General features: G+C 32.7%; 38 protein-coding genes. 16 read left to right on the top strand and 22 right to left on the bottom strand.

Translation table 11 applies throughout. The features are described 5' to 3' along the window. Window positions 1-98: 98 nt before the first annotated feature. The 9 genes from ACW0JX_RS14130 to ACW0JX_RS14170 all read right to left on the bottom strand — a co-directional run bounded on the left by ACW0JX_RS14130 (window position 99) and on the right by ACW0JX_RS14170 (window position 5,799). Entirely contained in the window at window positions 99-770 is a 672-nt protein-coding gene (locus ACW0JX_RS14130) for a YjgB family protein (RefSeq protein WP_157676100.1), read from the bottom strand. 22 nt (window positions 771-792) lie between these two features. After that, a complete protein-coding gene (locus ACW0JX_RS14135) occupies window positions 793-1,647 on the bottom strand; it encodes an aminopeptidase (RefSeq protein WP_459245787.1) in 855 nt (284 codons plus the stop codon). 135 nt (window positions 1,648-1,782) lie between these two features. Next, the gene (locus tag ACW0JX_RS14140) at window positions 1,783-1,929 is read right to left on the bottom strand and encodes a hypothetical protein (RefSeq protein WP_000959551.1); all 147 of its coding nucleotides are present in this window, start codon (window positions 1,927-1,929) and stop codon (window positions 1,783-1,785) included. Window positions 1,930-2,251: 322 nt separating this feature from the next. Continuing rightward, complete coding sequence (locus ACW0JX_RS14145; protein WP_000834885.1) at window positions 2,252-2,647, bottom strand: hypothetical protein; 396 nt, start codon at window positions 2,645-2,647, stop codon at window positions 2,252-2,254. Between the two features lie 79 nt (window positions 2,648-2,726). Then, window positions 2,727-2,969, bottom strand: coding sequence for a GlsB/YeaQ/YmgE family stress response membrane protein (locus ACW0JX_RS14150; protein WP_000638310.1), 243 nt, complete (start codon window positions 2,967-2,969; stop codon window positions 2,727-2,729). A 179-nt stretch (window positions 2,970-3,148) separates the two neighbouring features. Next, the gene (locus ACW0JX_RS14155; protein WP_001223685.1) at window positions 3,149-4,114 is read right to left on the bottom strand and encodes a nucleoside hydrolase; all 966 of its coding nucleotides are present in this window, start codon (window positions 4,112-4,114) and stop codon (window positions 3,149-3,151) included. 77 nt (window positions 4,115-4,191) lie between these two features. Continuing rightward, window positions 4,192-4,380 (bottom strand): DUF3970 family protein, encoded by a 189-nt coding sequence (locus tag ACW0JX_RS14160; protein ID WP_000621885.1) that lies wholly within the window; start codon window positions 4,378-4,380, stop codon window positions 4,192-4,194. Window positions 4,381-4,449: 69 nt separating this feature from the next. Further along, a complete protein-coding gene (locus ACW0JX_RS14165; protein WP_000031312.1) occupies window positions 4,450-5,235 on the bottom strand; it encodes a class I SAM-dependent methyltransferase in 786 nt (261 codons plus the stop codon). Between the two features lie 195 nt (window positions 5,236-5,430). Continuing rightward, a complete protein-coding gene (locus ACW0JX_RS14170; protein WP_089171270.1) occupies window positions 5,431-5,799 on the bottom strand; it encodes a hypothetical protein in 369 nt (122 codons plus the stop codon). A 478-nt stretch (window positions 5,800-6,277) separates the two neighbouring features. Here ACW0JX_RS14170 and ACW0JX_RS14175 point away from each other — a divergent pair, with 478 nt between their 5' ends. The 8 genes from ACW0JX_RS14175 (at window position 6,278) to coaW (ending at window position 12,357) form a co-directional block, all read left to right on the top strand. After that, on the top strand, window positions 6,278-6,430 hold the full coding sequence (locus ACW0JX_RS14175) for a YqbF domain-containing protein (protein ID WP_000291907.1): 153 nt from the start codon (window positions 6,278-6,280) through the stop codon (window positions 6,428-6,430). 167 nt (window positions 6,431-6,597) lie between these two features. After that, the gene (gene exsC, locus ACW0JX_RS14180; RefSeq protein ID WP_095690692.1) at window positions 6,598-7,032 is read left to right on the top strand and encodes an exosporium protein ExsC; all 435 of its coding nucleotides are present in this window, start codon (window positions 6,598-6,600) and stop codon (window positions 7,030-7,032) included. A gap of 280 nt (window positions 7,033-7,312) precedes the next feature. Continuing rightward, window positions 7,313-8,515, top strand: coding sequence for an MFS transporter (locus ACW0JX_RS14185; RefSeq protein WP_098127919.1), 1,203 nt, complete (start codon window positions 7,313-7,315; stop codon window positions 8,513-8,515). Window positions 8,516-8,668: 153 nt separating this feature from the next. Next, window positions 8,669-8,968: a hypothetical protein gene (locus ACW0JX_RS14190; RefSeq protein WP_098127918.1), complete on the top strand. Its 300-nt coding sequence runs from the start codon at window positions 8,669-8,671 to the stop codon at window positions 8,966-8,968. Window positions 8,969-9,137: 169 nt separating this feature from the next. After that, window positions 9,138-9,500: a hypothetical protein gene (locus ACW0JX_RS14195; RefSeq protein WP_095690690.1), complete on the top strand. Its 363-nt coding sequence runs from the start codon at window positions 9,138-9,140 to the stop codon at window positions 9,498-9,500. 294 nt (window positions 9,501-9,794) lie between these two features. Beyond that, the gene (locus ACW0JX_RS14200) at window positions 9,795-10,994 is read left to right on the top strand and encodes an LL-diaminopimelate aminotransferase (protein ID WP_000222704.1); all 1,200 of its coding nucleotides are present in this window, start codon (window positions 9,795-9,797) and stop codon (window positions 10,992-10,994) included. Window positions 10,995-11,050: 56 nt separating this feature from the next. Continuing rightward, window positions 11,051-11,449, top strand: coding sequence for a 3-hydroxyacyl-ACP dehydratase FabZ family protein (locus ACW0JX_RS14205; RefSeq protein ID WP_065484095.1), 399 nt, complete (start codon window positions 11,051-11,053; stop codon window positions 11,447-11,449). An 86-nt stretch (window positions 11,450-11,535) separates the two neighbouring features. Beyond that, the gene (gene coaW, locus ACW0JX_RS14210) at window positions 11,536-12,357 is read left to right on the top strand and encodes a type II pantothenate kinase (protein WP_063547606.1); all 822 of its coding nucleotides are present in this window, start codon (window positions 11,536-11,538) and stop codon (window positions 12,355-12,357) included. Between the two features lie 14 nt (window positions 12,358-12,371). Here the strand turns inward: coaW and ACW0JX_RS14215 are convergent, their stop codons facing one another. The 7 genes from ACW0JX_RS14215 to ACW0JX_RS14245 form a co-directional block, all read right to left on the bottom strand. Further along, entirely contained in the window at window positions 12,372-12,881 is a 510-nt protein-coding gene (locus tag ACW0JX_RS14215) for a 2'-5' RNA ligase family protein (RefSeq protein WP_053564188.1), read from the bottom strand. A 117-nt stretch (window positions 12,882-12,998) separates the two neighbouring features. Beyond that, the gene (locus ACW0JX_RS14220) at window positions 12,999-13,478 is read right to left on the bottom strand and encodes a CcdC family protein (RefSeq protein WP_089171274.1); all 480 of its coding nucleotides are present in this window, start codon (window positions 13,476-13,478) and stop codon (window positions 12,999-13,001) included. Window positions 13,479-13,510: 32 nt separating this feature from the next. Continuing rightward, the gene (locus tag ACW0JX_RS14225) at window positions 13,511-14,182 is read right to left on the bottom strand and encodes a DUF4052 family protein (RefSeq protein ID WP_098127914.1); all 672 of its coding nucleotides are present in this window, start codon (window positions 14,180-14,182) and stop codon (window positions 13,511-13,513) included. Then, a complete protein-coding gene (locus ACW0JX_RS14230; protein WP_089171276.1) occupies window positions 14,179-15,051 on the bottom strand; it encodes an ABC transporter ATP-binding protein in 873 nt (290 codons plus the stop codon). The genes ACW0JX_RS14225 and ACW0JX_RS14230 overlap by 4 nt, the downstream gene beginning before the upstream one ends. Further along, a complete protein-coding gene (locus tag ACW0JX_RS14235) occupies window positions 15,048-15,428 on the bottom strand; it encodes a GntR family transcriptional regulator (protein WP_053564185.1) in 381 nt (126 codons plus the stop codon). Before ACW0JX_RS14235 ends, ACW0JX_RS14230 begins: the two co-directional genes overlap by 4 nt. A 125-nt stretch (window positions 15,429-15,553) precedes the next feature. After that, complete coding sequence (locus ACW0JX_RS14240; RefSeq protein ID WP_459244855.1) at window positions 15,554-16,042, bottom strand: DinB family protein; 489 nt, start codon at window positions 16,040-16,042, stop codon at window positions 15,554-15,556. Between the two features lie 13 nt (window positions 16,043-16,055). Next, on the bottom strand, window positions 16,056-16,649 hold the full coding sequence (locus tag ACW0JX_RS14245) for a DUF4825 domain-containing protein (RefSeq protein WP_089171278.1): 594 nt from the start codon (window positions 16,647-16,649) through the stop codon (window positions 16,056-16,058). Window positions 16,650-17,090: 441 nt separating this feature from the next. Between ACW0JX_RS14245 and ACW0JX_RS14250 the strand changes: the two genes are divergently transcribed. From ACW0JX_RS14250 to ACW0JX_RS14280, 7 genes are read left to right on the top strand one after another with little or no spacing between them, the layout of a single operon-like run. Further along, a complete protein-coding gene (locus ACW0JX_RS14250; protein ID WP_000156193.1) occupies window positions 17,091-17,231 on the top strand; it encodes a YrzI family small protein in 141 nt (46 codons plus the stop codon). Window positions 17,232-17,258: 27 nt separating this feature from the next. Beyond that, complete coding sequence (locus tag ACW0JX_RS14255; RefSeq protein ID WP_095690687.1) at window positions 17,259-17,402, top strand: YrzI family small protein; 144 nt, start codon at window positions 17,259-17,261, stop codon at window positions 17,400-17,402. Window positions 17,403-17,430: 28 nt separating this feature from the next. After that, complete coding sequence (locus ACW0JX_RS14260) at window positions 17,431-17,574, top strand: YrzI family small protein (RefSeq protein WP_000668965.1); 144 nt, start codon at window positions 17,431-17,433, stop codon at window positions 17,572-17,574. A gap of 27 nt (window positions 17,575-17,601) precedes the next feature. Further along, window positions 17,602-17,745, top strand: coding sequence for a YrzI family small protein (locus ACW0JX_RS14265; protein WP_000668963.1), 144 nt, complete (start codon window positions 17,602-17,604; stop codon window positions 17,743-17,745). A gap of 26 nt (window positions 17,746-17,771) precedes the next feature. Then, window positions 17,772-17,912: a YrzI family small protein gene (locus ACW0JX_RS14270; RefSeq protein ID WP_000669810.1), complete on the top strand. Its 141-nt coding sequence runs from the start codon at window positions 17,772-17,774 to the stop codon at window positions 17,910-17,912. Between the two features lie 52 nt (window positions 17,913-17,964). Then, window positions 17,965-18,105: a YrzI family small protein gene (locus ACW0JX_RS14275; protein ID WP_000669802.1), complete on the top strand. Its 141-nt coding sequence runs from the start codon at window positions 17,965-17,967 to the stop codon at window positions 18,103-18,105. Between the two features lie 27 nt (window positions 18,106-18,132). Beyond that, complete coding sequence (locus ACW0JX_RS14280) at window positions 18,133-18,273, top strand: YrzI family small protein (protein ID WP_000668497.1); 141 nt, start codon at window positions 18,133-18,135, stop codon at window positions 18,271-18,273. Window positions 18,274-18,513: 240 nt separating this feature from the next. Here the strand turns inward: ACW0JX_RS14280 and ACW0JX_RS14285 are convergent, their stop codons facing one another. After that, entirely contained in the window at window positions 18,514-19,599 is a 1,086-nt protein-coding gene (locus tag ACW0JX_RS14285; protein ID WP_000837894.1) for an AI-2E family transporter, read from the bottom strand. Window positions 19,600-19,748: 149 nt separating this feature from the next. On the opposite strand from ACW0JX_RS14285, the gene ACW0JX_RS14290 reads away from it, so the two are divergent. Then, on the top strand, window positions 19,749-20,570 hold the full coding sequence (locus tag ACW0JX_RS14290) for an HNH endonuclease (protein WP_000189714.1): 822 nt from the start codon (window positions 19,749-19,751) through the stop codon (window positions 20,568-20,570). A 228-nt stretch (window positions 20,571-20,798) separates the two neighbouring features. Here ACW0JX_RS14290 and ACW0JX_RS14295 read toward each other — a convergent pair whose 3' ends face one another. The 5 genes from ACW0JX_RS14295 to ACW0JX_RS14315 form a co-directional block, all read right to left on the bottom strand. Beyond that, window positions 20,799-20,891: a putative holin-like toxin gene (locus ACW0JX_RS14295; RefSeq protein ID WP_001289320.1), complete on the bottom strand. Its 93-nt coding sequence runs from the start codon at window positions 20,889-20,891 to the stop codon at window positions 20,799-20,801. A 195-nt stretch (window positions 20,892-21,086) separates the two neighbouring features. Then, a complete protein-coding gene (gene ssuD, locus ACW0JX_RS14300) occupies window positions 21,087-22,199 on the bottom strand; it encodes an FMNH2-dependent alkanesulfonate monooxygenase (RefSeq protein WP_459244856.1) in 1,113 nt (370 codons plus the stop codon). Between the two features lie 76 nt (window positions 22,200-22,275). Next, on the bottom strand, window positions 22,276-23,124 hold the full coding sequence (locus ACW0JX_RS14305; protein ID WP_000432135.1) for an ABC transporter permease: 849 nt from the start codon (window positions 23,122-23,124) through the stop codon (window positions 22,276-22,278). A 16-nt stretch (window positions 23,125-23,140) separates the two neighbouring features. After that, window positions 23,141-24,127 carry an aliphatic sulfonate ABC transporter substrate-binding protein gene (locus ACW0JX_RS14310; protein ID WP_000276913.1) on the bottom strand — a complete coding sequence of 329 codons (987 nt, stop codon included), beginning with the start codon at window positions 24,125-24,127 and terminating at the stop codon, window positions 23,141-23,143. A 17-nt stretch (window positions 24,128-24,144) separates the two neighbouring features. Continuing rightward, window positions 24,145-24,900: an ABC transporter ATP-binding protein gene (locus ACW0JX_RS14315; RefSeq protein ID WP_000218578.1), complete on the bottom strand. Its 756-nt coding sequence runs from the start codon at window positions 24,898-24,900 to the stop codon at window positions 24,145-24,147. Between the last annotated feature and the right edge of the window lie 144 nt (window positions 24,901-25,044).

Genomic DNA, 25,044 nt, shown 5'->3' on the forward strand with positions numbered 1-25,044 from the left:
AAGTGAAGTATTTCACATATAAAAGGAAACGTTCCTTGTTTACAACTAAAAACACCTCACTTAAAGAAAGTGAGGTGTTTTTGAAATCACTTAATTTCTTATCCTGCCATTTTATTAATACTATCCTCTGGTGAAAACACGGAAATATGATCTACCTTACCAGTCGATTTTGGAATGACAAATTTTAACTCATACTGGTTATTTACTTTGTATACATATATTTTGTCTTCACCATTCCCTTTAACTGAAGATGGTTTTCCTAACGCTTTTTCAATTTCTTGTAATGTAATCGATTTTAGTTCTGCATGATATGAGCGTACATCAAAAACTTGTGACCCTTTATTAAATCCGAAAACAACATTTTTATTTGTAAAAGTTGCATACATTCCATTCCCTGCATATTCGGTTTTATTTGCTTTCCCCCACGCTTTTTCAATTTCTTCAATATCCCCTGTATGGGCTCCAAATGGTATATTAGGTACTTTTCCTTCTTTTGCTAGTTCAAACAAATCTTTAACGTGGTTAATTGATTTTTGATTAAGTGTTCTATCTTTCGAATCTGGCTCAGGTGATGGTTTTCTTGTTTTTTCATTACTTGGTTTTGCTTCAGGATTTTTCTGTTCTTCTGAAGAATTGCTTTGTTCATTTTTATTATTTTCCAAGGTTGGATTTGTTTCCTTTTTTTCGTCTGTCCCATTACATGCTGCTAGCGCAAACATACATGCTAAAGCCAAAAACAACATGACTATTTTCAAATACCCTTTCATCATTTCCCCCCCTATTGCATCTTATTCATTTCGATAACCAACCCATTACACTACTTTTCAAATTATGTTTGTTCCAAAAAGTCAGTGCTTCATTCTCTCCAAAGGCTTGTACAAAATATGTTACAAAAGCTGTTCCTAAAAAGTAACCAAGTCTGTTATATCCGAAGTAACTACCTCCTGATAAACGGAACCATTCTTTCTCTTTTTCATCTGTCCATCCTTCAACATAATCTTTTAAAAAACGTTTCTTTATTTTCTCTTCATTTTCTTTATAATATTGTAGCCATGGATCACCGTCACTATTATATGAGTAGTAAACAGACTCATTTAAATCTTTAACGATTTTTTTTGATAAATAAGTTGCAACACCTTCACGATACAAACTTACCGACGCATCGATCCATTCAGCCCTAGTCCAATCCATTCCAGTATTTTGTAGCATAACATTATGATATATATGACCTATTTCGTGAGCAGCAATAACACGAAGATGATTCAAATCTGGAGATAATTTTTCTGCCGCAAAAAATATGTCTCCAATGATTTCCCTTTCTACAAATGCATTTGAACCAAATCCTCCAACGAATAAATGGAATTTCATATTTACATCAAAGTTATATTTATTACGATATTCATGTGTTACCTCTTGAATAATGATTGGTAATGATTCTGCAATAATACGAATATCTTCTATTTTTGCGGGATATTGTTTAATGGCATTAGAAAGACGTTCTTTCGTTTTAGGACAATGATACTTAAAGTATTCTTCAAATATCTCTGAATGCGAAGTAAAGTATCGATTAAGGAGTTCTAATTCTAAATCGTCACTTTCCCATAATTTTAAAAAACTTGGAATTATATTGTTAATCACTGTATTCATCTCCTTATTTAAACCTTCTCTTCTCAATGATAATATCCTCTATCTATAGCTGAAAATATGCCGTCACAACAGCTCCTTGAAACAGAAAAAAACCAGTAGGAAGTGATTGCTCTTTTCCTACTGGTTGAAATGAAATTAAACGGTAAATCTTAGTTTCTTAAAAAATGTAGCGATAGTGCTTTTTACAGTTTCAAAATTATAAGCAAATGTATTATCTCCACTTAATGATGAAATACATGTTAAACCTGCAGCTTTAATAAAAGCTTTTACATCTACAAGCATAGAATTAGCCTCCATGAATTTAATTACAATCATTATAACAGGTGTTTTACGATACTAACATGAAAGTAATAAATAATCCTACTTAATAAATAAATTTCTATTATTAATTTATCCCGCTATTTGCCGGGCAGTAAGATCCCCACGTCGAAGCAAAGAAGTTAGATGGGGGTAAGGGCTGCCCGTAAAAGCCCGATTGGTAGGGCTAATAATCAGCGGGGATGAACCCCCCACTGATTAAAGCTTCACTTTATTTAGCTCAAAGTACACCATTTCAATGTCATATAAAAAAGCTGCCCCAAAAGGACAGCTTTAAATATGTATATTACACTTCGATTGACTTACCGTCTTCAACAATATGATAAAGTAAGTGAGCTAAATGATGAATTGGACCATATTCTTCCTCTTCCTCATCTGTTTCACCTTGGTATTCCAGATCATTTAAGTATAGTGCTAAAAATTGATAGTATAGTTTTAAATCAAATCCATAACACGCAGTTGGTTCTTCATGATCTCCTTCATATTGTAACATTAAGTATTGATCATTTCCTTCTGCATCTTCTGCATCAAAGAATACGAAGAAGCCAACGTTTGTGTCTAAATCAAATAAATGACGAGTACCTTTTTCAGTTGCTTTATTGAAGTCCTCTTCACTTAATTTATGTACTGTTGTCGCTTTTGCATTATCTTCTTGATGGAAATTTACTGTAAATGATTTCAATGCTGACACCTCCTGATTGTATAATACTAGCATAACATATAAAAAGGACTGCTTACAAATGTAAACAGTCCTGCTACATTCATTTCCGCATTGCTCGTAGTAAAAAACTCACAATGAAGATCAAAATAACCGCACCAATTAAAGCAGGAATGATTGCAAATCCGCCTATTACAGGACCGAAACTACCAAGTAATTTCGTACCAATCCAAGAACCGATAATACCAGCAATAATATTACCAATTACACCACCTGGTACATCCCTTCCAGTAATTAAGCTTGCAAACCATCCTAATAAACCACCAACGATTAAAGACCAAATCATATAATAACCTCCTTTATATTTAACCAATCAAAATATAATTAGAAACAATTGCTTACCATTAGTTATGTGACATTTTTCATAAGTTATTCATGCTGCTCAACTATAAGATTTTTGAGAATAATACACACCGATAAACTATTTTTCGAACTAACGATTTATCCGACTTGTTATTACACACATTAAGGACAATCTGGCTTCAATATTGTTCGCATAAACTCTTCTTTAAAAGCAGGATAGTTAAAACCAACAGCAATTCTCTGAATCGGCCGATCATCAAACCTTGTTGGTTCAGCTATTTTTCTAAAGTCAGCTACACTTTGGCCCCTAGTCACATCATTTGTCGTACTAATCCACACTGCCGATTTTTTATATTCGAAAATACTATCGTTTATAAACGAGACAAACGGTAGTAAATCGTGTATGGGACTTCCACCAATACCTGGATATTCTTTTTTATAAAAATTCTCATAATAAAAATCAATCATTGGTTTAATGAGTTTCGCCTGTCCAGTTCCTTGTTTATCTATTATATTGGCCATTTCAGGCGTAATAAGCGCACCCTGTGTTACATTTAACGGGTATATAGTAGCGTTTTTCGCATATTTCATAACAATATTTGCTGCAATTGGATCACCATAAAAATTCGCTTCAGATACTGGTGTAACATTACCTGGAAATAGGAAAGCACCGCCCATTATATAATACGAACAAATACGATCCATTATATTTGGATACAATAAAAATAACGTAGCAAGCGTCGTTAGTCTTCCTGTCGCCACAATTATAATATCTTCTGGACAAGGTTCGATTAATTTGATTAATTCACAAAAATTTTCTCGTTTACAAATTCTCATTTCAGGTGGAATAATAGGACCTAAACCGTGATCCCCATGGATTTCAGGGAAAAACAAAGGTTCTTCAGCTGTCATCGGCCTACTCGCACCTTCAATAATTTTCACTTGTGTAGCATAGTACCTTTCTAAAAAATAAACATTTTCCGTAACGATATCTCGTGATACATTCCCGTACTCTGCAACAATACCTAGAATATCTAATTTACATGTTTTATTTGCATAAATTAACGCTACGGCGTCATCAATACCAAAGTCTCCAAAAAAGATGATTTTCTTATTAACTATTCTCACCCCTCTTCAGAATAATCTACTATTATTATTATGTGAAAAAGACAAGGCGGTGAAACAGCGCAAACTAAAAAAGCCGCCTATTTATTGGCGACTTCAATCTTTTTATAAGACAAATATGCTAGTACATTTTTACTTGAATCGTATTTCGGGTTATTTCCTTTTCTTGGCTCTCTCATATGTGTCTTTTCAAATCCAGGAATGTCTGGCATTTTCCCCATAAATTCAAGCATTTCTTCCTCAGTACCTTCAATGCGTACACGAATCATAATAACTATTCCTCAATTCACAGTTTCTCTGTACTAAGTATATCGTACTTCAGAAAGACTGCAACACATTTATCTTTTTAATGTTGTACTTTTTTTACATATAAACATAGCCATTTCAGTATAGAACGAATCTACTTTATTATTTTTAAGTTGAATATTAAAATATTCCTTCATTTCGTTTGGTGCTTTCATCATACATTCTGTTAATTTTTCACGCTTTTGTACAGGGACATCCATCATATTACACCACCAGTCAAAATCAAACTTCTTATCAAAAGTAAGACATGACTGCATTTGCAAACCGTTTTTTTCTAATAAAGTAAGCCATTCTGTCTTTTTTAGAGCTCGTTCATGACTTGGGTCCCGCTTCTTTTCTATAAAATTATAAAATGTATCATATTCATTATTTTCTGGCGAAACATTATCTATTAAGATGAATAATCCATTATCCTCCAACGTACGATTTACTTCATAAATAAATTGAGCCGGATTCGTAAAATGATGGGCTGCAATCCGGCATGTAATTGTATCAAAAAAATGATCTGCAAATGGTAAATCCTCTGCGTTTCCTGCTACAAAAGACACATTTTCATGACCATTCTGCTTTATAAAACTTTTTGCTTTTTCTAACATTTGTTCTGTTAAATCAAGTGCAACTACTTCTTCAAACATAGGTGCTAACATATTCGCAACATGTCCGCCACCAGTAGCAACATCAAGAAGACGATTATTATGGCGAGATTCAACTTGTTGAACTACATGCTGTAAGTCCTGTCCTTTAGCATGTATTTTACTATTCACATACTTATCTGCATTACTGCCAAACTGTTTTTTCACAAGCTCCTCTTTACTCATTTTATCATCTTCTTTCTATTGTAATTTACATATACGATTCATATAATTATTACAATTCTCTTCATGTATTTTCAAATCCTCTTTTCATCTCACTTCTTATCGTGCTGTCCTATCATCAACATAATATAAATTTTACTTTTACTATTAAATAAAAAAGGCTACGGGAACTTCTCCCCTAACCTGATTAAATATTTATTACATTTTTATTTCTTCATATACGTCTATATAATATAAATCCTCTTTCAACTTCATAATAACATCTACTTCGTTATAAGTAGCCTCACGAGCATGTAATCCAAATTGATCCATACCAATCCATATCCATCCAGGTGTATGATATAAAACATCTATGTTAAAATAATCTAATTTAGTAAGCTCCGATGTAATAAATTTATCTTTATTAGCGATTTGTTTATCTAGTAAACCATATTCTTTTCCATTTTCAAATAGCGATATAAATTTCCCTACAATCGGATGTTCACGAACAATAAAATGATATTCCTTTTCCTCTACATTTGCCACAATCAAACGAGAAACAGATAATTCAGCCCCCGAATTCGACATATTTGTTTATTCACCTCCTTATATAGGTTTCTTCAATATAATAACAAATGAATATTCAAATCAGATTAATATAATGTAAAAAATAAAAAAGCTGACTTCCCTTTAGAAATCAGCCTTTATAATTTGATCAACTTTATACTTTTACAAATTATTATAATGTTTCTTTTTCCTCATCATTTCCGGAAACTAAACTTCCTATAGCATCTGCTGTTACTTCCACTACAAATTCACAAATACCTGCTACAACTTCTCCAATTACTTCATCCATCTTTTTACCCCCTTATTTTATGTAACTTATTTGTAGTATAGAAGAAATTGGTGAATGTAAACTATCGAAAAAGGTGACATAAACCTTACAGAATTGTAAGCTCTTTCATCACTTTACGTACCCCCTTTTGAAACTCCAAGTATTTTTAGCAGACATATAGGCCATCATAATATGAAGCAAGTAATAATCAAGTGTCAGGAGGCGTTTAATATGTATTACGTAAAATTAATTAAAGGTCAATCGTTCTACGCTTTTGATCATCGTTTCTTAGTGTCTGAAGAAGAAAAGGTTTCAGAGAAAATCTATAATTACTTACGACGTAATGAATTTTTTGAAGTACGTAAAGAAGAATATTCTGCTTAATTACAAAAAGCATTAAGAAAAATATCATCTTATTGTGATATATTCTTGATGCTTTTATGTGAATTTCTTCTTTCAATAATTGTTGTTGACTCTATTAAATAATCTAGTATTTGTCCAAGCTAATTCTTCACTATTTTCATATTCTAGTATATGAGGAGGTGAAGAATATGACTCATATCATTGATTACCAAGCTACTCAACCTATAAGTAAAACTGGTGAAACAACTTTTGCAATCCCAGCTTCTCCAAATAAAGCAATTTTAGCAAATTTGAAATTGAGAATTTCAAGTAGAGATTCACGTAATAATCGAGTAGAATTAATCGCTACAATTGGTGTAGAAGGTATAACTGGGACTTCACAAGTTTTATTCCGAATTTTTCGTGATAATATTGAAATTTTTAATGCACAAGTAGGTATTGAATCTACAGATTCTGAACAATTCTACGTACAAACATTTCAAGCTATAGATCAAAACGTTAGCAGTGGAACACACGAATATTCATTAACTGTAGAAAACCTTACTAGTGGTGCAAGTGCAGAAGTTGTTGGTCCTCTATCTTTTAGCGCTTTAGCTATTGGACAAGAGCGTAGATGTTGCTAAGTGAAATTAATTTTTAATTTTGTACTTTGTAAAAGCAAGACGTAGTTATACGTTCTTGCTTTTTTATTTCCCCTATTTTTAACCATATGTCTTTTACATTTCAATTGCTTATTTCATCAATTAACGAATCAAATTTTCGGCAAATCAAAAAGATTGAAATCCAATTATGAAACACGTAATATAGACTCTGACTCTAAAAAAGTTCGTATAAAAATACTACATAAATAAGGAGGTTTTATATACGAGTTTTTCATTTTAAAAGACGGTGAGGTTTTATGTTATGTGGCGTAATAAAAACGTTTGGATTGTTTTAATTGGGGAGTTTATTGCAGGTCTAGGATTATGGCTTGGTATTCTTGGCAACCTTGAATTTATGCAAAAATATGTCCCTTCTGATTTCATGAAATCAGTTATATTATTTATCGGACTATTAGCCGGTGTTCTAGTTGGACCTATGGCTGGCCGTGTCATCGATCAGTATGAAAAGAAAAAAGTTCTTCTTTACGCTGGGTTTGGTCGAGTTTTAAGTGTTATTTTCATGTTTTTCGCTATTCAATTTGAAAGTATCGCATTTATGATTGCATTTATGGTTGCTCTTCAAATTTCAGCAGCATTTTATTTCCCTGCATTACAATCTGTGATTCCACTCATCGTAAGTGAGCATGAGTTATTACAAATGAACGGTGTACATATGAATGTTGGTACAATCGCTCGTATTGCAGGTACTTCACTAGGTGGAATTCTTTTAGTTGTGATGAGTTTACAGTACATGTATGCCTTCTCAATGGCAGCATACGCCTTATTATTCCTCTCGACTTTCTTCCTACAATTTGAAGACAAGAAATCAACAGCACCAAGTAAACAAGCTGCAAAAGATAATAGCTTTATGGAAGTATTTCGTATTTTAAAAGGAATTCCTATTGCTTTTACAGCACTTATATTAAGTATCATCCCTCTATTATTTATAGCGGGGTTTAATTTAATGGTTATTAACATTAGCGAAATGCAACATGATCCTACGATTAAAGGGTTCATATATACAATTGAAGGTGTCGCATTTATGTTAGGTGCCTTCGTAATTAAACGTCTATCTGATCATTTCAAACCTGAAAAATTACTATATTTCTTCGCAGTTTGTACTGCTTTTGCACACCTATCATTGTTCTTTAGCGATATAAAATGGATGGCTCTTACATCATTTGGTTTGTTTGGGTTTAGTGTTGGCTGCTTCTTCCCTATTATGTCGACGATTTTCCAAACGAAAGTTGAAAAAAGTTATCATGGTCGCCTCTTCTCATTCCGTAATATGTTTGAAAGGGTTATGTTCCAAATCGTCTTACTTGGCACAGGGTTCTTCTTAGATACAATTGGGTTACAATATATGGTTCTCATCTTCGGAGTCGTTTCATTATTGATTATTTCTATTTCCCTTTCTAAGCAGAAACATTATGAAAAACAACATTCGCAATCTGCGAATTTATAAAATAAACAAAGAAGTATGGATATAATATTGAATCCATACTTCTTTGTTTTATAATACGCCTATTTATTACGTTTATTGAAATTATCTAAAGGAGTATCCCTCTTTTATTTCGAATAGATTATAAAGAGTACTCTTTATAAAAGGAGTGGTAAAATGTCTGATGGCATCCAGGTATTTATTGTCCTGCTCTTTGCAATTGCGCTGTTTAGCATCCTAAACTTTTTAGCCATTTCCTTATCTGGACATAGTTTTAAAAAAAGAATCGTGGCAGGTTTCATATTTTTACTACTGACTCCCATTATCTTTTTGACTATCGCAACATTTGCTTCTATATTCGATAAAGCAGGATTTGGCGCAGGTACGTTAGCCTTTATGATCGCAAGCGTATATATATTAAATGGAATATTGCTTCTGCTTTCCTCTTTATTTATCCTCAAAAAAGACATAACATAGGCTATGGTACTAGCATGAATCTGACTTTACACTAGATTCATGCTTATTTAATTTCTCCTAAATTTTAATATGAAATTAAAGAATTCTTTAAAAAAATTTAAACTTTATTTATTATAATATCCCTATTGTATTCGCGCGTTTATTCAAATTTAAAAGAAAGGAGCACAAAATGAAAAAGGTTCTACTTACAATTCCTATACTAATCATCCTACTTAGTGGATGCAGCAATAACGATATATACGGTTCTTGGGAAGTCGTTGACAATAAAAATGGTGAATGCCCTGTATATTATAAATTTGAAACAGTTGTCAAAAAAGAAAATAAAGAGGAAATTGTGCAAAATTTAGTAGAAATGCAAACCACAAAGAATAAAGACGATTTATATAAAGGCTCATTTGTCAAAAATTCTAATGTATATCACATTGATTATGGTAATTCATTTACATCAGAGCAAACTTTAAAAGTTGCCGACGGTACATTAAATGTATACTTTTTGACAGTTGAAAAATTATGCACGTATAAAAAGAAATGATTACATTTCAGAGGAAACGCAGAAAATATTTTCTGCGTTATTTCACTTTAGAAATCTTCCACAAATACTTAATAAAAACTATAAAATAACTTAAGTTATATAAAATGAATCCTATAATAGACATTTCAATTAACACGTCTACGCTATTTACATCGATACTTTTCAAAATAGGCTAATCCTTCCTCTAAATTTGTCAATCGTTTTAATTTTCATAAAAAAATGATAAAATATAAACATGTGTTTTCAGAATAATTAAAAACGCAGAATGAAAGCACTGTTTTAGGAGGGGTTTTGATGACTTACACGTTAGCAACTAGAATGAAAGCATTCCAATCTTCTATATTTAGTGAATTAGGAGCCTATAAAAAAGAAAAAATTGCAGCAGGTCATAACATGATTGATTTGAGCATCGGAAATCCTGATATGCCGCCCGCTGATTTTGTAAGAGAAACAATGGTACATACAGCGAGTGAGAAAGAGAGCTACGGGTATACATTATCAGGTATTCAAGAATTTCACGAAGCTGTAACTGAATATTACAACAACACTCATAACGTTTTATTAAATGCGGATAAAGAAGTTTTATTATTAATGGGTTCACAAGACGGGCTCGTTCATTTACCTATGGTTTATGCAAATCCAGGTGATATTATATTAGTTCCTGATCCAGGATATACAGCTTATGAAACAGGTATTCAAATGGCTGGTGCAACATCTTACTACATGCCTTTAAAGAAAGAGAATGATTTCTTACCAGACTTAGGAGTCATCCCTGAAGAAATTGCCGATCAAGCGAAGATGATGATTTTAAACTTCCCAGGGAATCCCGTTCCAGCAATGGCTCATGAAGATTTCTTTAAAGAAGTAATCGCATTCGCGAAAAAGCATAATATTATCGTTGTCCATGATTTTGCTTATGCTGAATTTTATTTCGATGGTAATAAGCCAATTAGCTTCCTCTCTGTACATGGTGCTAAAGAAGTTGGTGTAGAAATCAATTCTTTGTCAAAAAGTTATAGTTTAGCAGGTAGCCGTATTGGATATATGATTGGAAACGAAGAAATTGTTCGTGCACTTACTCAATTTAAATCTAATACCGATTACGGTGTATTTTTACCAATTCAAAAAGCGGCATCTGCAGCACTAAGAAATGGCGCTGTATTTTGTGAGAAAAACCGCGATATTTATCAAGAACGGAGAGATACTTTAGTTGATGGGTTCCGAACATTTGGCTGGAATGTCGATAAGCCAGCTGGTAGTATGTTTGTCTGGGCTGAAATTCCACAAGGATGGACTTCTCTAGACTTCGCTTATGCATTAATGGATCGTGCGAATGTCGTTGTTACACCTGGTCATGCATTTGGACCTCACGGAGAAGGCTTCGTACGTATTGCACTCGTTCAAGATAAAGAAGTGTTGCAACAAGTTGTTGAAAACATTAGAAATAGCGGCATTTTCACTCTTGAAAAAGTAAATGAATTAGTTAAAAATTAGTTCCCACTCCCCTGCTTAAATTTAGCAGGGGTATTATTAATTGGAGGTACTTTCATATGCATATTAAAGACACTCTTCCCCATCGTTATCCATTTTTAATGACTGATAAAGTAACAAATGTAAAACAAGGTGAATCCGTTACAGGATATAAACTCATTACAAATAACGAATGGTTTATAAATGATAGTCAAAAACATATGCCTCATATGTTAATTGTAGAAGCACTTGCTCAGCTTAGTGCATTTGTACATACAAGTGATTCTGAAGGACTAGGATTCCTCTCCTCTTTAGATGGAGTTGAATTCCAAGGAAAAGCATATCCCGGTGATAAACTTGATTTACATTATGAACTAACGCGCAATCGCCGAGGTTTTGTTCTTGGTAAAGGTATTGCAACTGTAAACGACCAGCCTATTGTAACTATAGAAAAACTATTAATATATCAAGCAGATTAAATTGTTCCTTATATCAGTTGGGAATATCTATTCTCAACCAATTAAAAATAAATAGGAAAACATATTACGTAGTTAGGAGCAGGAAAATGGAACGTACTATCGGTATCGATGCTGGAGGCACATTAACGAAAATAGCTTATTTTAACGAAAAAAGGCTATTAACTTTTGAAAAATTTTATTCGCATGAACAACATAAAATAATAGATTGGATTAAAAGCAACAATGGCATAAAACAAATATGTATTACGGGTGGTAAATCGAAACTATTACAGCAACTGCTTACAGGTTCATATAAAATAATAGAGCTAAACGAATTTGAAGCTACTCTTGCAGGTGTCCAATACATATTAAAAGAAGAAAAACATGCTATACGCAATTTTATTTTAACCAATATCGGTACAGGTACTTCTATCCATTACGTTTATAATGAACAATATATTCGCGCTGGTGGAACCGGAGTTGGCGGTGGGACTATTATGGGACTTTCAAAATTGTTAACAAATATAGATCATTTTGAAGATGTAATCCCTCTAACAAAAGTAGGATCTAGAAAAGAACTAGATATTACGGTTGGAGATATTTATGGTGGTATTCTTTCCCCTATCGATAATAACTTAACTGCTAGTAACTTCGGAAAAGCAGCCATTACAGAATCAAATAATAGTAGCTCCGATATACTAGCTACTGTACAAGGACTTGTCGGTGAAGTCGTTACTGCATTAAGCCTTCAATTCGCTGAAACAAAAAACATTGAACATATTATTTATATTGGTTCGACTTTATGTAATAACGTACAACTTCAACATATTATTAGTAGCTACACCGAATATCAAAATAAAACACCAATCTTTTTACAAGATGGTGGTAATAGCGGTGCAATTGGTGCATTACTTCATGCTACGAAATAAAAAGCTGACTTTTGTCAGCTTTTTAGAAATGGCACTTCAAATTCAATAATTGATTCCCCGTTCTCTCCAATTCGCTCCACGCTTATTCTATCAATCACACAATTTAACTTCCCATGAAAACTAGCAATCTCCTTCACTACTTCAGCAGCTAATTCGGCACTCTCTTTTCTTCCGACTGTTACATGCGGGATGTACGGAATGTCTTCTTTCAAAAATTGTAATAAAGGTCCTGTATATAGAATATTATGTAGTTCCTCTATTTGTTCTTTCCCCTTTTCAACTCGTAAAAACAAATATTCTCTTTCACTTGTAATTTGATTCTTAAATTCAATTTCTATATTCTGTATCGGTTTTGATACATTTATAATATGTAATTTCAGCTCATCATTTGAAATCGAACTTTCAAATGGGAATACAATTGTAATATGCGGTGGAATTAATCCAAATAAAGGATCATGTTTTTGCCTAATGTCCTCGATTTCGCTAATGAACATGTTGTTTAGAAAAAGTAAAATTGTACGCATTTTTATCCCCTCAACTTTTCCTCATTATAATATGTATCATATTCTATGACAGCCTGCCCTTCAACAACTTGTTTTGCTTACCTGTAAAAATAAAAAAACTTCTCAAATGAGAAGTTTTCATATAGCATGATTATTATTTTCCCGCCAAACTTTTCTAAACTTTATATAACAGGCAATTCTCCAAGGAAAAATATACGATACTGCAACAACATAAAATAATAAACCTATTGTTTGCTGATCTAAGTCAACAATATATTTTCTTGAACCGTATCTCAAAACGACAATTGCAATAAAAGTAATTAAAAAAGCTGCACTTTTTTTCGTATAAATATTCCCATCATCTCTTCGTTCATAATTTGTTAATACTATAAGCGGCACAGCAAAAAGTACACCAATGAATACCGCTATAATTACTTGTAATATAGCTGGATGTACGGGACCTAAAAACCATACAATACCTGGTGTTAAAAATAGTAATGGCCATAAAATACGTTTTCCCGATCCCTTTATTGGCTTATGCATGGAGCGATAACGACGCCAAAATATTAGTAGTGCAATGCATAAAAAGACGGTTATTAATGAAGAAGTATCTCCCATTTACTCTTCCTTCTCCCCTAAAATAATTGTATTTAAATTGTATCTTCAAACGAAACCTTACGAATAAATAGAGCGCTAATTACAATATATATGCAAATAAGAACTATCGAAACTAATATGAAATTAGGTATTTCTAGTAACATTTTACTATTAATAAACACCAACTCTTTTATACCTATCCCTGCATACATTGTACTCGCCAATCCGAATAAAACTATTATACTAAAGGCGAATCCGAACCAATTAAATCTTTTCTGAACAATAGTTGTTGATTGGAATAAACAAGCTAATGTACTATAAAATATGAATTGTACAAAGAATTGTTCAATTGCAGATGCTCCTAAATTTACATGTTCTGTTTTATAAAATGTATCCTGTAAAAACAAAGCTTGAAGACATGAAAACAATGCTGATTGCAATAAATTAAAACATATTGAACCAATCAAAAATTGCAACCTAGTGACACCAAACGAGACGACTGTAGGAAAAATATCAAGTTGAATAAGAAACACGCTTATCACAATAAACATTACGATTACAATTGATGAATTATTAAAGATATCGTGTAAAAATGCTACCTTTATTCCCTTTAAATCAGTTGCAGTCATTGTCCCTTTTATAAGTAATGCCACAGTCCAAAAGATAAGAATGGCTTTATACTGATATTTTATATGTAACTTCAACTGCTTCATTAACATCTTCATTTTATTTCACCACCAGTTATATAAATAAATAGTTTTTGTAATGTAATTCTATCAATTGATAATCCTTCTTTTTCAAGAGAGTAATAATCTTCATTAGAAAGTTCTTCCCATATAACAGAAATCCCCTTATTTCCATAAACTTCTCGATTTATAACTTTTTTATTAATTGAAAACTCACCTACTTTATCTTTTTTCCCTGAAATAATATGACCTTGTCGTAATAAATCTTCCACTGATGATTGAACAACAAGTGCACCTTCTTTTATGATAATTACATCTTCGATAACATGGGTTACTTCTTCTACTAAATGAGTTGATAATATAATTATTCTTGGATGCTCACCATAATCTTCTAATAGTAAACTATAAAATAACTCTCGATGTGCTGCGTCTAAACCGGTAGTCGGTTCATCAAAAATTGTAATCGGCGCCCTACTTGCTAATCCTTGAATAATTCCTACTACAGTTTGCATTCCATGTGATAATTTATGGTATTTGTCTTTCAAATTAAGTTGAAATCTCCTAGCAAGTTCTTCAGCAAACTCTTGATCCCAGTTTTTATAAAACATGTTACATAAATTAAAAATATCTTTTACTTTATCATTTAAATATGTAGCTTCTTTAACTCTAACAAAACAAATATTTTGCATTGCTTTACTATTTTCAAATACATTTTCACCAAATATTGATACACTTCCACTACTTGAAGTAATTTGACCTGCAAGTAAATTTAATAGTGTCGTTTTCCCTGCTCCGTTCCTTCCAAGCAAACCATATATTTTATGCTCTTCCAATGAAATCGTTACTTCATTTACAGCTATTTTCTTTTTATATTTTTTCGTTATATCTTTCGTTTCAAGTGCAATCATCCCTCTTTCCCCTCCTTCGTAATCTTTTGAATCATATCCATCAATTCATTTTTTGATATTTCTAGTACTTTCGCTTCTTCCCACACTTTAGGTAAATATTCAGTCATAAAAGTATTTTGTCTTTTTTTTAGTACGACTTCTTTCGCTCCCTTTGCAACAAACATTCCGATCCCTCTCTTTTTATATAAAATCCCCTCATCCACTAATACATTCACCCCTTTAGCTGCAGTAGCCGGATTTATTTGTAACATCTTCGCAAATTGATTTGTCGATGGAACTTGTTCTTCTTCAAGCAATATGTCTTTTAAAATATCAGATTCAATCGTTTCTGCAATTTGTATGTATATTAATTTATTTTGTTCTAGAGTCGGCTTCACATTTTCACCACCTTAGGTTCATAGGTTCATTACTTATGTAATTAACCATATCACATAGAATTATTTTTTTCCATAAATTTCTTTTACAAAAAAAGAGAGTCATTCAATTAAGAATGTCTCTCTTTCTAAAAATTCGAAGTTTCAACTCTTGTTCTCAAATTCTTTTCATTTATACCATTTTGACAAAAATTAAACTGTTGTCCCTCAATACATTTTGTACGATCTACTACTTGCCCTAAATGATAGCTTGTATTCTCAACCAAATGTAATAGACTTTGAAGATCAATATGCCTTTTTTCTTCCCAGACCTGTATATATGCTTTGCCCCACTCATCAAATATTTCTTCAACAGTTTTTAACAAAGCTTCAGAGCTTATTTGTTTCACTGGAAAATATTCTTCAATTCCATTTTCAAAAACTATATTTGGATCCTTATAACGCCTTGTATTTCTCTGTAAATGTTCACAAATATGTAGTACGATTCCACCAATTGAATTAACAGAGGTCTCTTGTTTCCACAAATCTTCTTCACTAACGAGCCTAATTGCCTGTACTAACTTAGGTAAATAATGATCCTGCATTCTATGATAAGAAATTTTGTATACTAACTCCATCTTCTCCCCTCCATTATTTCAACTGGTTCACTGGATATTTAGCAAATAAAGATTTCCGAAAATCTTTATCTTCCACAAGCATTTTAATTTTTTCTTCATTGCCGTTAAAGAACTTTATAACTTTATTTTTATCCCATATATCTTTTTCTTTTGGAAAATCATCGAATATCCTATGCAAAATTGATAACATTTCTTCCCTCGTTATCTTAAAGTTTTTATTTTCTATTTGAAACTCATAAGCTTTTGCATTTGGCACTAAAATCACTAAATATATAGCATTAAAGAAAAAATTCTTCTTCATCGTATCCTTCTCATCAAACCAATACGTCTCAATCATTTCTTCTGTAAGAGCCCCACTTTCTTTTGTGCCATAGTTCACTTTTATATTTTCATTTTCTAAACTTATACTTTGAACTGTTCCACCACCGGGTAAATGATTAACAATTGCAACCACATCTGAATTATTACCAACGTATGTCCCAGTATATTTCTTAAAATCATCTGACCTAACATCATATATATCTTTTATTCTTTCTCCGTTAGAACAAGCCGCAATGAATAAAAAAATTGTTAGCATAACGATCATGTTATGATGCATATATTTCATTTAGCATCCCCCATTTTTATCGGTATTTCGTTAATTACAATATTTATTTTCAAATCCCTTTTTAAATATACGCATTTTAATCAAAATTAAAAATTTTCATTTTTTATGTTTACAATTATCCATTAATTGTATATACTTACTAACGTAAGAAAAAAATTCTAAAAGGAGGTCGAAGGAAATGATGAAATTACAATTACATGCATTAACTTTAGCGTTAACTGCACCTGTGTTTTCTGGACAATTAAATATGAATTCGACCACCCTAATGGAGAATTGAAAATCGTACTTTATTTCATTTAATTCATAAATTCGCCACAGGAGGTCGTATACTTTCCTGTGGCTTTTTCACGCCCAGCCATAGGAGAACTGTATCTTCCTGTGGTTTTTTTGCGCGATTTTTTAGTCTCTTACATTATTTTTCTAAGAAAGGAGCAACATTCAATGACTATTAGCGTATTGTTTTTAAGTATTACGATTCAAAGAAATACAATTTCTAAAGATGAAATTCTTCATAATGAGCAAATTGAAAAAGCTATGAATGATGTTAAGGAGCGCCAAGCACTTTACTGTGATCACCTGTAATTCCTTTTCGAAAGGAGGAATTCATTTATGACTTTTCATATTTTCTTTTTTACGACTGTGCTTCAAAAAAATACTTTATCTGAAACTGAAATCAATTGTAAACAACAGTTAAAACAACTGACTGATAAAATAACTGACATTAAAAGTTCATACTACACTCAAATGTATTAAAAATATATTTTAAAGGGGTAATATATTCATGAAATTTAAAGCATTCTTTTTAACAATCACCATTCAAAAACGTAAGCTTTCACAAAAAGAGATTTTACGTGAGCAACACATCCAAAGCATTATGGACGAAGTAAAAGAGCGCCAATCTTCTTATTACACTCGTCTTTTCTAAATCACTTATAAAGGGGTCATAAATCTAATGAAATTTAAAGCATTCTTTTTAACTATCACTATTCAAAAACGTAAACTTTCACAGAAAGAGATTTTACGTGAGCAACACATTCAAAACATTATGGACGAAGTAAAAGAGCGCCAATCTTCTTATTACACTCGTCTTTTCTAAATCACTTATAAAGGGGTCATTATCCAATGAAATTTAAAGTATTCTTTTTAACCATTACCATTCAAAAAAATACATTTTCCAAGTCTGAAATGTTTCATGAGCGACAAATTAATCAGGCTATGGATCATGTAAAAGAAAGACAAAGTCATTACTGTAGTCATCTGTAATTTCTTATTACACTCGTTTTTTCTAAATCACTTATAAAGGGGCAATTATCTAATGAAATTTAAAGTATTCTTTTTAACCATTACCATTCAAAAAAATAAATTTTCTGAGTCTGAAATGTTTCATGAACGACAAATTAATCAGGCTATAGATCATGTAAAAGAAAGACAAAGTCATTACTGTAGTCATCTGTAATTCCAATTCGAAAGGAGGAATTCACATATGAAGTTTCACCTTTTCTTTTTAACGATTACAATTCAAAAAGAAACAATATCTCAAAATGAATTAAAACAAGAAAGACAATATAAACAAGTTATTGATGAAATTCGAGATCGTAGAAGCAAATACTACACTCACCTTTAATCGTTTAACTATATAGAATTGAAAGGAGTCGATTATGATGTTGATAGCACGCTGTAAGGAAATGATTTGGATAGTTCAGAGGGATTCCACATAGTTTTATAGAGCTTATATCACACAAGTTTATCACTGAATTTGATGTATAAAAAATATATAATAAAATCAAATCAACCCGCTTTTAATTATTTATTTATTAACAAAAGATACACCACTTAAAAAGCGGTGTATCTTTCTCAGGTTTCACTATTTCCGATTACTTCTCTTTGTCTTAAACAATCTCACTAAGTTCGAAACAACAGTTTTTGTTACTGCATAAACTGGTACTGCTAAAATCATTCCGATGATTCCAGCAAAGTTACCTACCCCTAAAATTAGGATAATAATTGTTAATGGGTGAATGTTTAATTTCGAGCTCATAATACGCGGTGAAATAATATTACTTTCAAACTGTTGTACAATTGTTACGATAATAATTACGTATAAGGCTTGCATCGGAGAAACGAACAGTCCTACAATAACAGCTGGTGCTGCCCCAATAAATGGCCCTAAGTTAGGAATGATGTTTGTAAATGCTGCAATAATTCCTAAAACGAAAGCGTACGGTAAATCGATAATTAAATAACCGATAAAAGTAAACGCACCTACAAATATACAAACGAGTGCTTGCCCTTGAATATATGCAGATAATGTTTCGTTCGTTTCCTTAATGATACGAAGCCCCTCTTCACGGTAAGACTCAGGTAATAAACTTACCGCTTTTCCCGGAAAGGCATGTCCATCTTTAAACATGTAAAATAAAATGAACGGTACAGTAAATACAACTAATGCAACGTTCGTGATAATACCAAATAAAGCCGTTGCACTCGACGTAATTGTATTTGGTATATCTTTTAAGTATTCAATCGCATTTTTTTCAATTGTTTCAATGGAAACGTAGTTTTGTGTAGATAACCATTCAAACAACCTATGATGTGATAATTCTTGTATGTATACTTTCCCCTCTTTTATGTAGCTTGGCATATTTTTTACTAAGTCCATTAGCTGTTGTGAAATCGTAGGAACAACTACTCCAACGCCAACCGCAGTTAATGTTATGATAAAAAGATATAACAGTAATATCGCTAAATTTCTAGGTACTTTTTTATTCTCCAAAAAGATTAATACAGGATTAAATATGAAGTATAAAAAAAGCGCGATTAAGATTGGGAAAAACAATGTTGATATGAAGATACCAATCGGTTGAAATAAAAATGATATTTTTGTGCAAATAAATATGATTCCTACAACCATTAGCACTTCTAATGTCCAAAAGTGCACTTTTGATTTCAAAAAAACGGCCTCCTTTAAACTAGCACTTCTCTTCATTGTACCAAAATAAGCATGAATTTCACATAATATTTTCGTTTACAATATTCCAAAATACCGATAAATACACTACAATGAGATTACATACAAATTTGCAGGTAAAGGTGATAAAAATGACACAATGCATCATTTGCAGAAAAGATACGAAAGAACTTAGTGAACAATATGTCATTCCAGAAATATTATGTGGGTATTATTTCACAAACTCAATTTGTGATACTTGTCATGAACAAATGACAACAAATATTGATCGTCCTTTAATTAGGCATAAATTGAGTCAATTTAAGATTGAACAAATGAAAAGACAAATTGATTCCCCACTCTATACGAATGAGCACGGTGAGGAACTTGCGGCTGCTGAGACTGATGTTGTCGAAGTAAGCGACGAGATTCTTTATTCTAATGCATTAATTATGAAACTATGTAAAAAGCACGATATTTCCTTACATAATGAAATTTGGAAAGAGGAACGTGTAACGAAAGTAGCGAGTTCTATTCAACGTGAATTACTATTAGATAACCGTAAATATAAAATGAGTGTATTAAAAATGGCTTATACATTCGCTGTACAAGCAGTTGATGGCTACTTTGAAGATCAAGATGCAATTGATATTTCTACCATTCTCTCAAATGCAGATTTCGTGGAACTAAAAGAAAAAAGCATTGTACGTGATTTAAGCAAAAGTTCTTTATGGAATACGCTAAATACAAGTAGTGAAAATCATTACTTTATTTTACTTAGCGATAAAGACGGCCTGTTTTGCTTCATTCGTTTGTTTGACATCTTTGATGTTGTCGTTCATTTATCAGAAAAAAGATTTGACCTTCCATCGCCGATTGTCGGTGTAAATAATGTGAATACGCAGAAATTTTATGTCCAAAGTTTAAAACAGTATATGGATGGGCTGTTTAAAGAAAAAGCACCTACTATATAACAGAAACCAGAACATACGGTCTCCTTTCTTGATGAAAAGACACTGTGTTATAATGAGTATGAAAAGAACAATACAATCACATAAACCAATTATAAATTGTATATAAATAAAAAAGACTAGTGTGCGGCTACACACTAGTCCACGTAACTTAGCAGATTGGATTGTTCATTTATCCTATTTGTTTCTTACAAACAAAACAACCCACATTCTATAAGCATAGGTGGGTTGTTATTTTTTGAGCTTGTCTATTAAAACGACGACGAACGTTAACAATGCAACGAGAAACAGTCCACCTTGCAGTAGCAACGCTATTTCACTCACGTATTATCACCCCCCTCCTACTCGGAGAAGTGATAATTGAACAACCAACCGCACCTTAAGTTACCCTTTAATTTTACCATATTTTCTAATAATTTACGATGAAAACCCGCAAGCGAATAACTTGCGGGTTTTTTATCCCGTATTAACAGGCAGTAAACAAAATAAAGCAATAAATATGTGCAACTTTATTTCTCACTATTTTTTTAATGCATATGCATCAGCAATCATTTCACCAACAATTTTATTTTCTTCTTTCTTCTCGTCTTTCAATAATGGGAATAACAATTCTGCGACCTCATACGCTTCTTCTAAATGCGGATATCCTGATAAAACAAACGTATCAATTCCTAACGATTCATATTCTTTTATCCTTTCTGCTACTGCATGTGGATTGCCTACAAGTGCAGTACCTGCCCCACCTCTTACAAGTCCGATTCCAGCCCATAAATTAGGGCTTATCTCTAACGACTCTCTCGTACCTTTATTTAAATGTGTCATCCTCTTTTGACCAACCGAATCATATCTTGCAAATGTCTTTTGAGCAAGCTCAATTGTTTCATTATCCACATATTGAATTAAACGTTCTGCCTCTTCCCACGCTTCTTCTTCTGTTTCTCTTACAATTACGTGTAATCTAATGCCAAATCGTACTGTACGCCCCTTCTCTTCTGCAAGTTTTCTTACTTCTTCTATTTTCTCTTTCACTTGCTCTGGTGGCTCTCCCCACGTTAAATATACATCACTATGTTCAGCTGCTACTTCTTTTCCAGCAGCTGATGATCCTCCGAAATATATAGGAGGATATGGTGTTTGAACTGGCGGGAATACAACTTTACTATCTGTAACTTGAATATGTTTTCCTTCTAAAGAGATCGTTTCACCTTGCAATGTCGATTTCCAAACCTTTAAAAATTCATCCGCTGCTTCATATCTTTCATCATGCTCAAGATATAATCCATCTCCTTGTAGTTCAACTGGATCTCCTCCAGCTACTACATTAATAAGTAGTCTCCCATCTGAAATTCTATCAAATGTAGATGCCATCCTCGCTGCAACTGTAGGTGACATTAGTCCTGGTCTCACTGCTACTAAAAATTTTAGTTTTTCTGTTTCAGCAGCAAGAGCTGAAGCTAACACCCAAGGGTCTTCACATCCTTGACCAGTTGGAAGTAAAACACCCGTATATCCTAAATAATCAGCTGCCGCAACAACTTGCTTATAATAACCATATTCAGCTGCTCTTCCTCGTTTTGTCGTTCCTAAATATCGACCATCTCCATAAGCCGGAATAAACCATAATAATTCCATACCTTTACACACCCCTTATTTATTTTGAAACGTATACTAACAAATTCTATATAAATTACCCCTAATAATTTATATGTTAATTCCCAGTCTCACCTTTAAAATTATCTCGCCATCTTAAAAACTTCACTTCTAGTAAACGTACTAGAGAGTCAGAAAACTTCCCAACAAATGCAAAGATAATTATGCCGACAAATACGATATCTGTATTTGAAAATTGCCTTGCATCCATAATCATATAACCAATACCTTCTGTAGATCCCATAAGTTCTGCTACTACTAAACTCACCCATGCAACACCTAACGATAACCTTGCTCCTAGTAAAAGGTTAGGCAATGCAGATGGTAAAATTAGTTTCGTAATTAGTTTTCTTTTGCTAAACTCTAACACTCTCGCAACATCAAATAACTTTGAATCCACACCTCTAATACCTAAAAATGCGTTTACGTATAAAGGAAAAAATGCACCATCTGCAATTAATAACACTTTCGATGTTTCACCAAAACCGAACCATAATACGAAAAGCGGCGCAACAGCTAAATGAGGTACAGTTCTTAACATTTGCACAGATGGGTCTAAATATTGCTCACTTCTCGTTGAAAATCCAACAATTGTTCCTAAAATGATTCCTAAGCCCCCACCAATAAAGAAACCAGCCGCAGCCCTGAATACACTAATACTTAAATGGCCGAATAACTCTCCTGTTTTAATAAGCTCTTGGAACGCTAGAAAAATATCTAATGGTGTTGGTAAAACTGTTTTAGAAACAAGACCGAATACGCCAGCCAACTGCCAAATTATTAATATAATAACCGGTATAGTAATCGCCCTTACTAAAACTTTTACATTTAACTTTCGTACCTTCTTTATGCCATTTTTCTTAATCGTTATACTCGCTGGTTTCATAACAGCTTTCGTATTTTCCACTTTACAAAACCTCTTTTCACTTCGCTTTCAATGCTTTTTCTACGAAAGAATTATCTACAACTTTTTCCGTCTTAATTTCTTTCTTTATAGAACCGATCTTATATTGAAAATCCGCTGTCTTTTGTTGTTCTGCTATTATTTCCTTCGTTACCGGAACTAAAATTGGTTTGTCGTGATTAAACACTTCTTTTACAATCTCTGCATCTATCTTTTTTACAGAAGTGTACACTTTTATTGCTTCATCTAAGTTAGCCTCTTGCCATACACGTGCTTTCTCATAAACTTTGAGGAATTTCTCAACTAATTCTGGATGTTCTTTCGCAAATTTTGTCCTCGTAATTAAAAATTCTGGTGAAGAGACATTTAATGTTTCACCGTCTGCAATCACCTTCGCACCTTTATTTAACGTATGTAATGATATGAAAGGGTCCCAAATCGCCCATGCATCTACTGATCCTGATTCGAATGCAGGCTGCGCTTCATCTGGTTGTAATTGAATGACATTTACATCTTTTGCATCAATACCTTCTTTATCAAGCGCTCGATATAATAAATTAAAGGCACTACTTCCTTTTGCTACTGCAATTTTTTTACCTTTTAAATCTTTTACACTCGCAATCTTGCTATCTTTTTGAACGAGAATTCCAGTTCCTTTTCTCGCATAACTTGTATTGGCGATTTCGGTAAATCCAATACCTGCTGCTTGCGCTGAAATGACTGGAGAATTCCCTACTTCACCAAAGTCTAACCGGTTTGATGCGATTGCTTCAAAATAAGGAGGTCCACTTTGGAACTCTGTCCATTTCACTTTAACTCCTTCTTTTTTAAACTCCTCTTCAAACCATCCCTTTTTCTTTGCTAGTAATAGTGGGCTTAATCCTTGCTGTATACCAATTTGTATTGTTACATCTTCTTTCTTACTACTTACTGTACTTTTTTCACATCCTAATAAAAATACTGATATAGCTAAAGCAAAAGAAAGAATTTTAAATTTTTTATACATATAAAATCACCCTTTTCCTATATACTTGTTTGAATCAACCCTCCATATTCAAACTGCTGTAATACTTTCGTTCGAAGTTGTTGGAACGATTGAGAAGTTTTATTTCGCGGATAAGGCAAATTATTTTCAATCACTTTATGTATTTTCCCTGGTTTTGCACTCATAATGATAATTCGGTTTGAAAGATATATCGCTTCGTCTATATCATGTGTAACGAATATCATTGTTGTTTTCTTCTGCTCCCAAATATTCAGCAATACTTCTTGTAAATGACTTCGAGTAAAAGCATCCAGCGCTCCAAAAGGTTCATCAAGTAATAATACATTCGGATCTCTTAATAACGCTCTCGCTATCGCAACACGTTGTGACATCCCGCCTGAAATTTCTTTCGGATACGATTTTTCAAAGCCATCTAACCGAACGATTTCAACCCATTCTCTCACCTTATCTTTCACATACTTATCTTTTAACGACAAATCTGCCGCTATATTTTCTTCAACTGTTAACCATGGAAAAAGCCTATGCTCTTGAAAAATAAAACCTTGTTTCTTGCTCGTTTTTAAGATAGGCTCCCCGTCAATAATAACTTCACCTTCAAAATCATTATCTAGACCTGCAACAATTTTTAGTAATGTACTTTTTCCGCACCCACTCGGACCAATTACTGTAACAAAATCCCCTTTCTCTAATTGAAAATTAATATTCTCTAGCACTTGAACCGTACCAGTTTGTTTCAAAAAATATTTTGATACCCCATCAATTGAAACAGTCATTTCTTTCCCTCCTTAAAATGATTCATATAAATGAACAGATTCAGTATTTGTGCAATAAAAAAACCAAAGGCATTTTATCTGTTGATAAAATGCCTTTGGTTTCTCCAATCAGCAATACGTTATGGAATTAAGTACATATTATAC

The sequence above is a fragment of the Bacillus sp. C-3-6 genome (assembly GCF_054509685.1).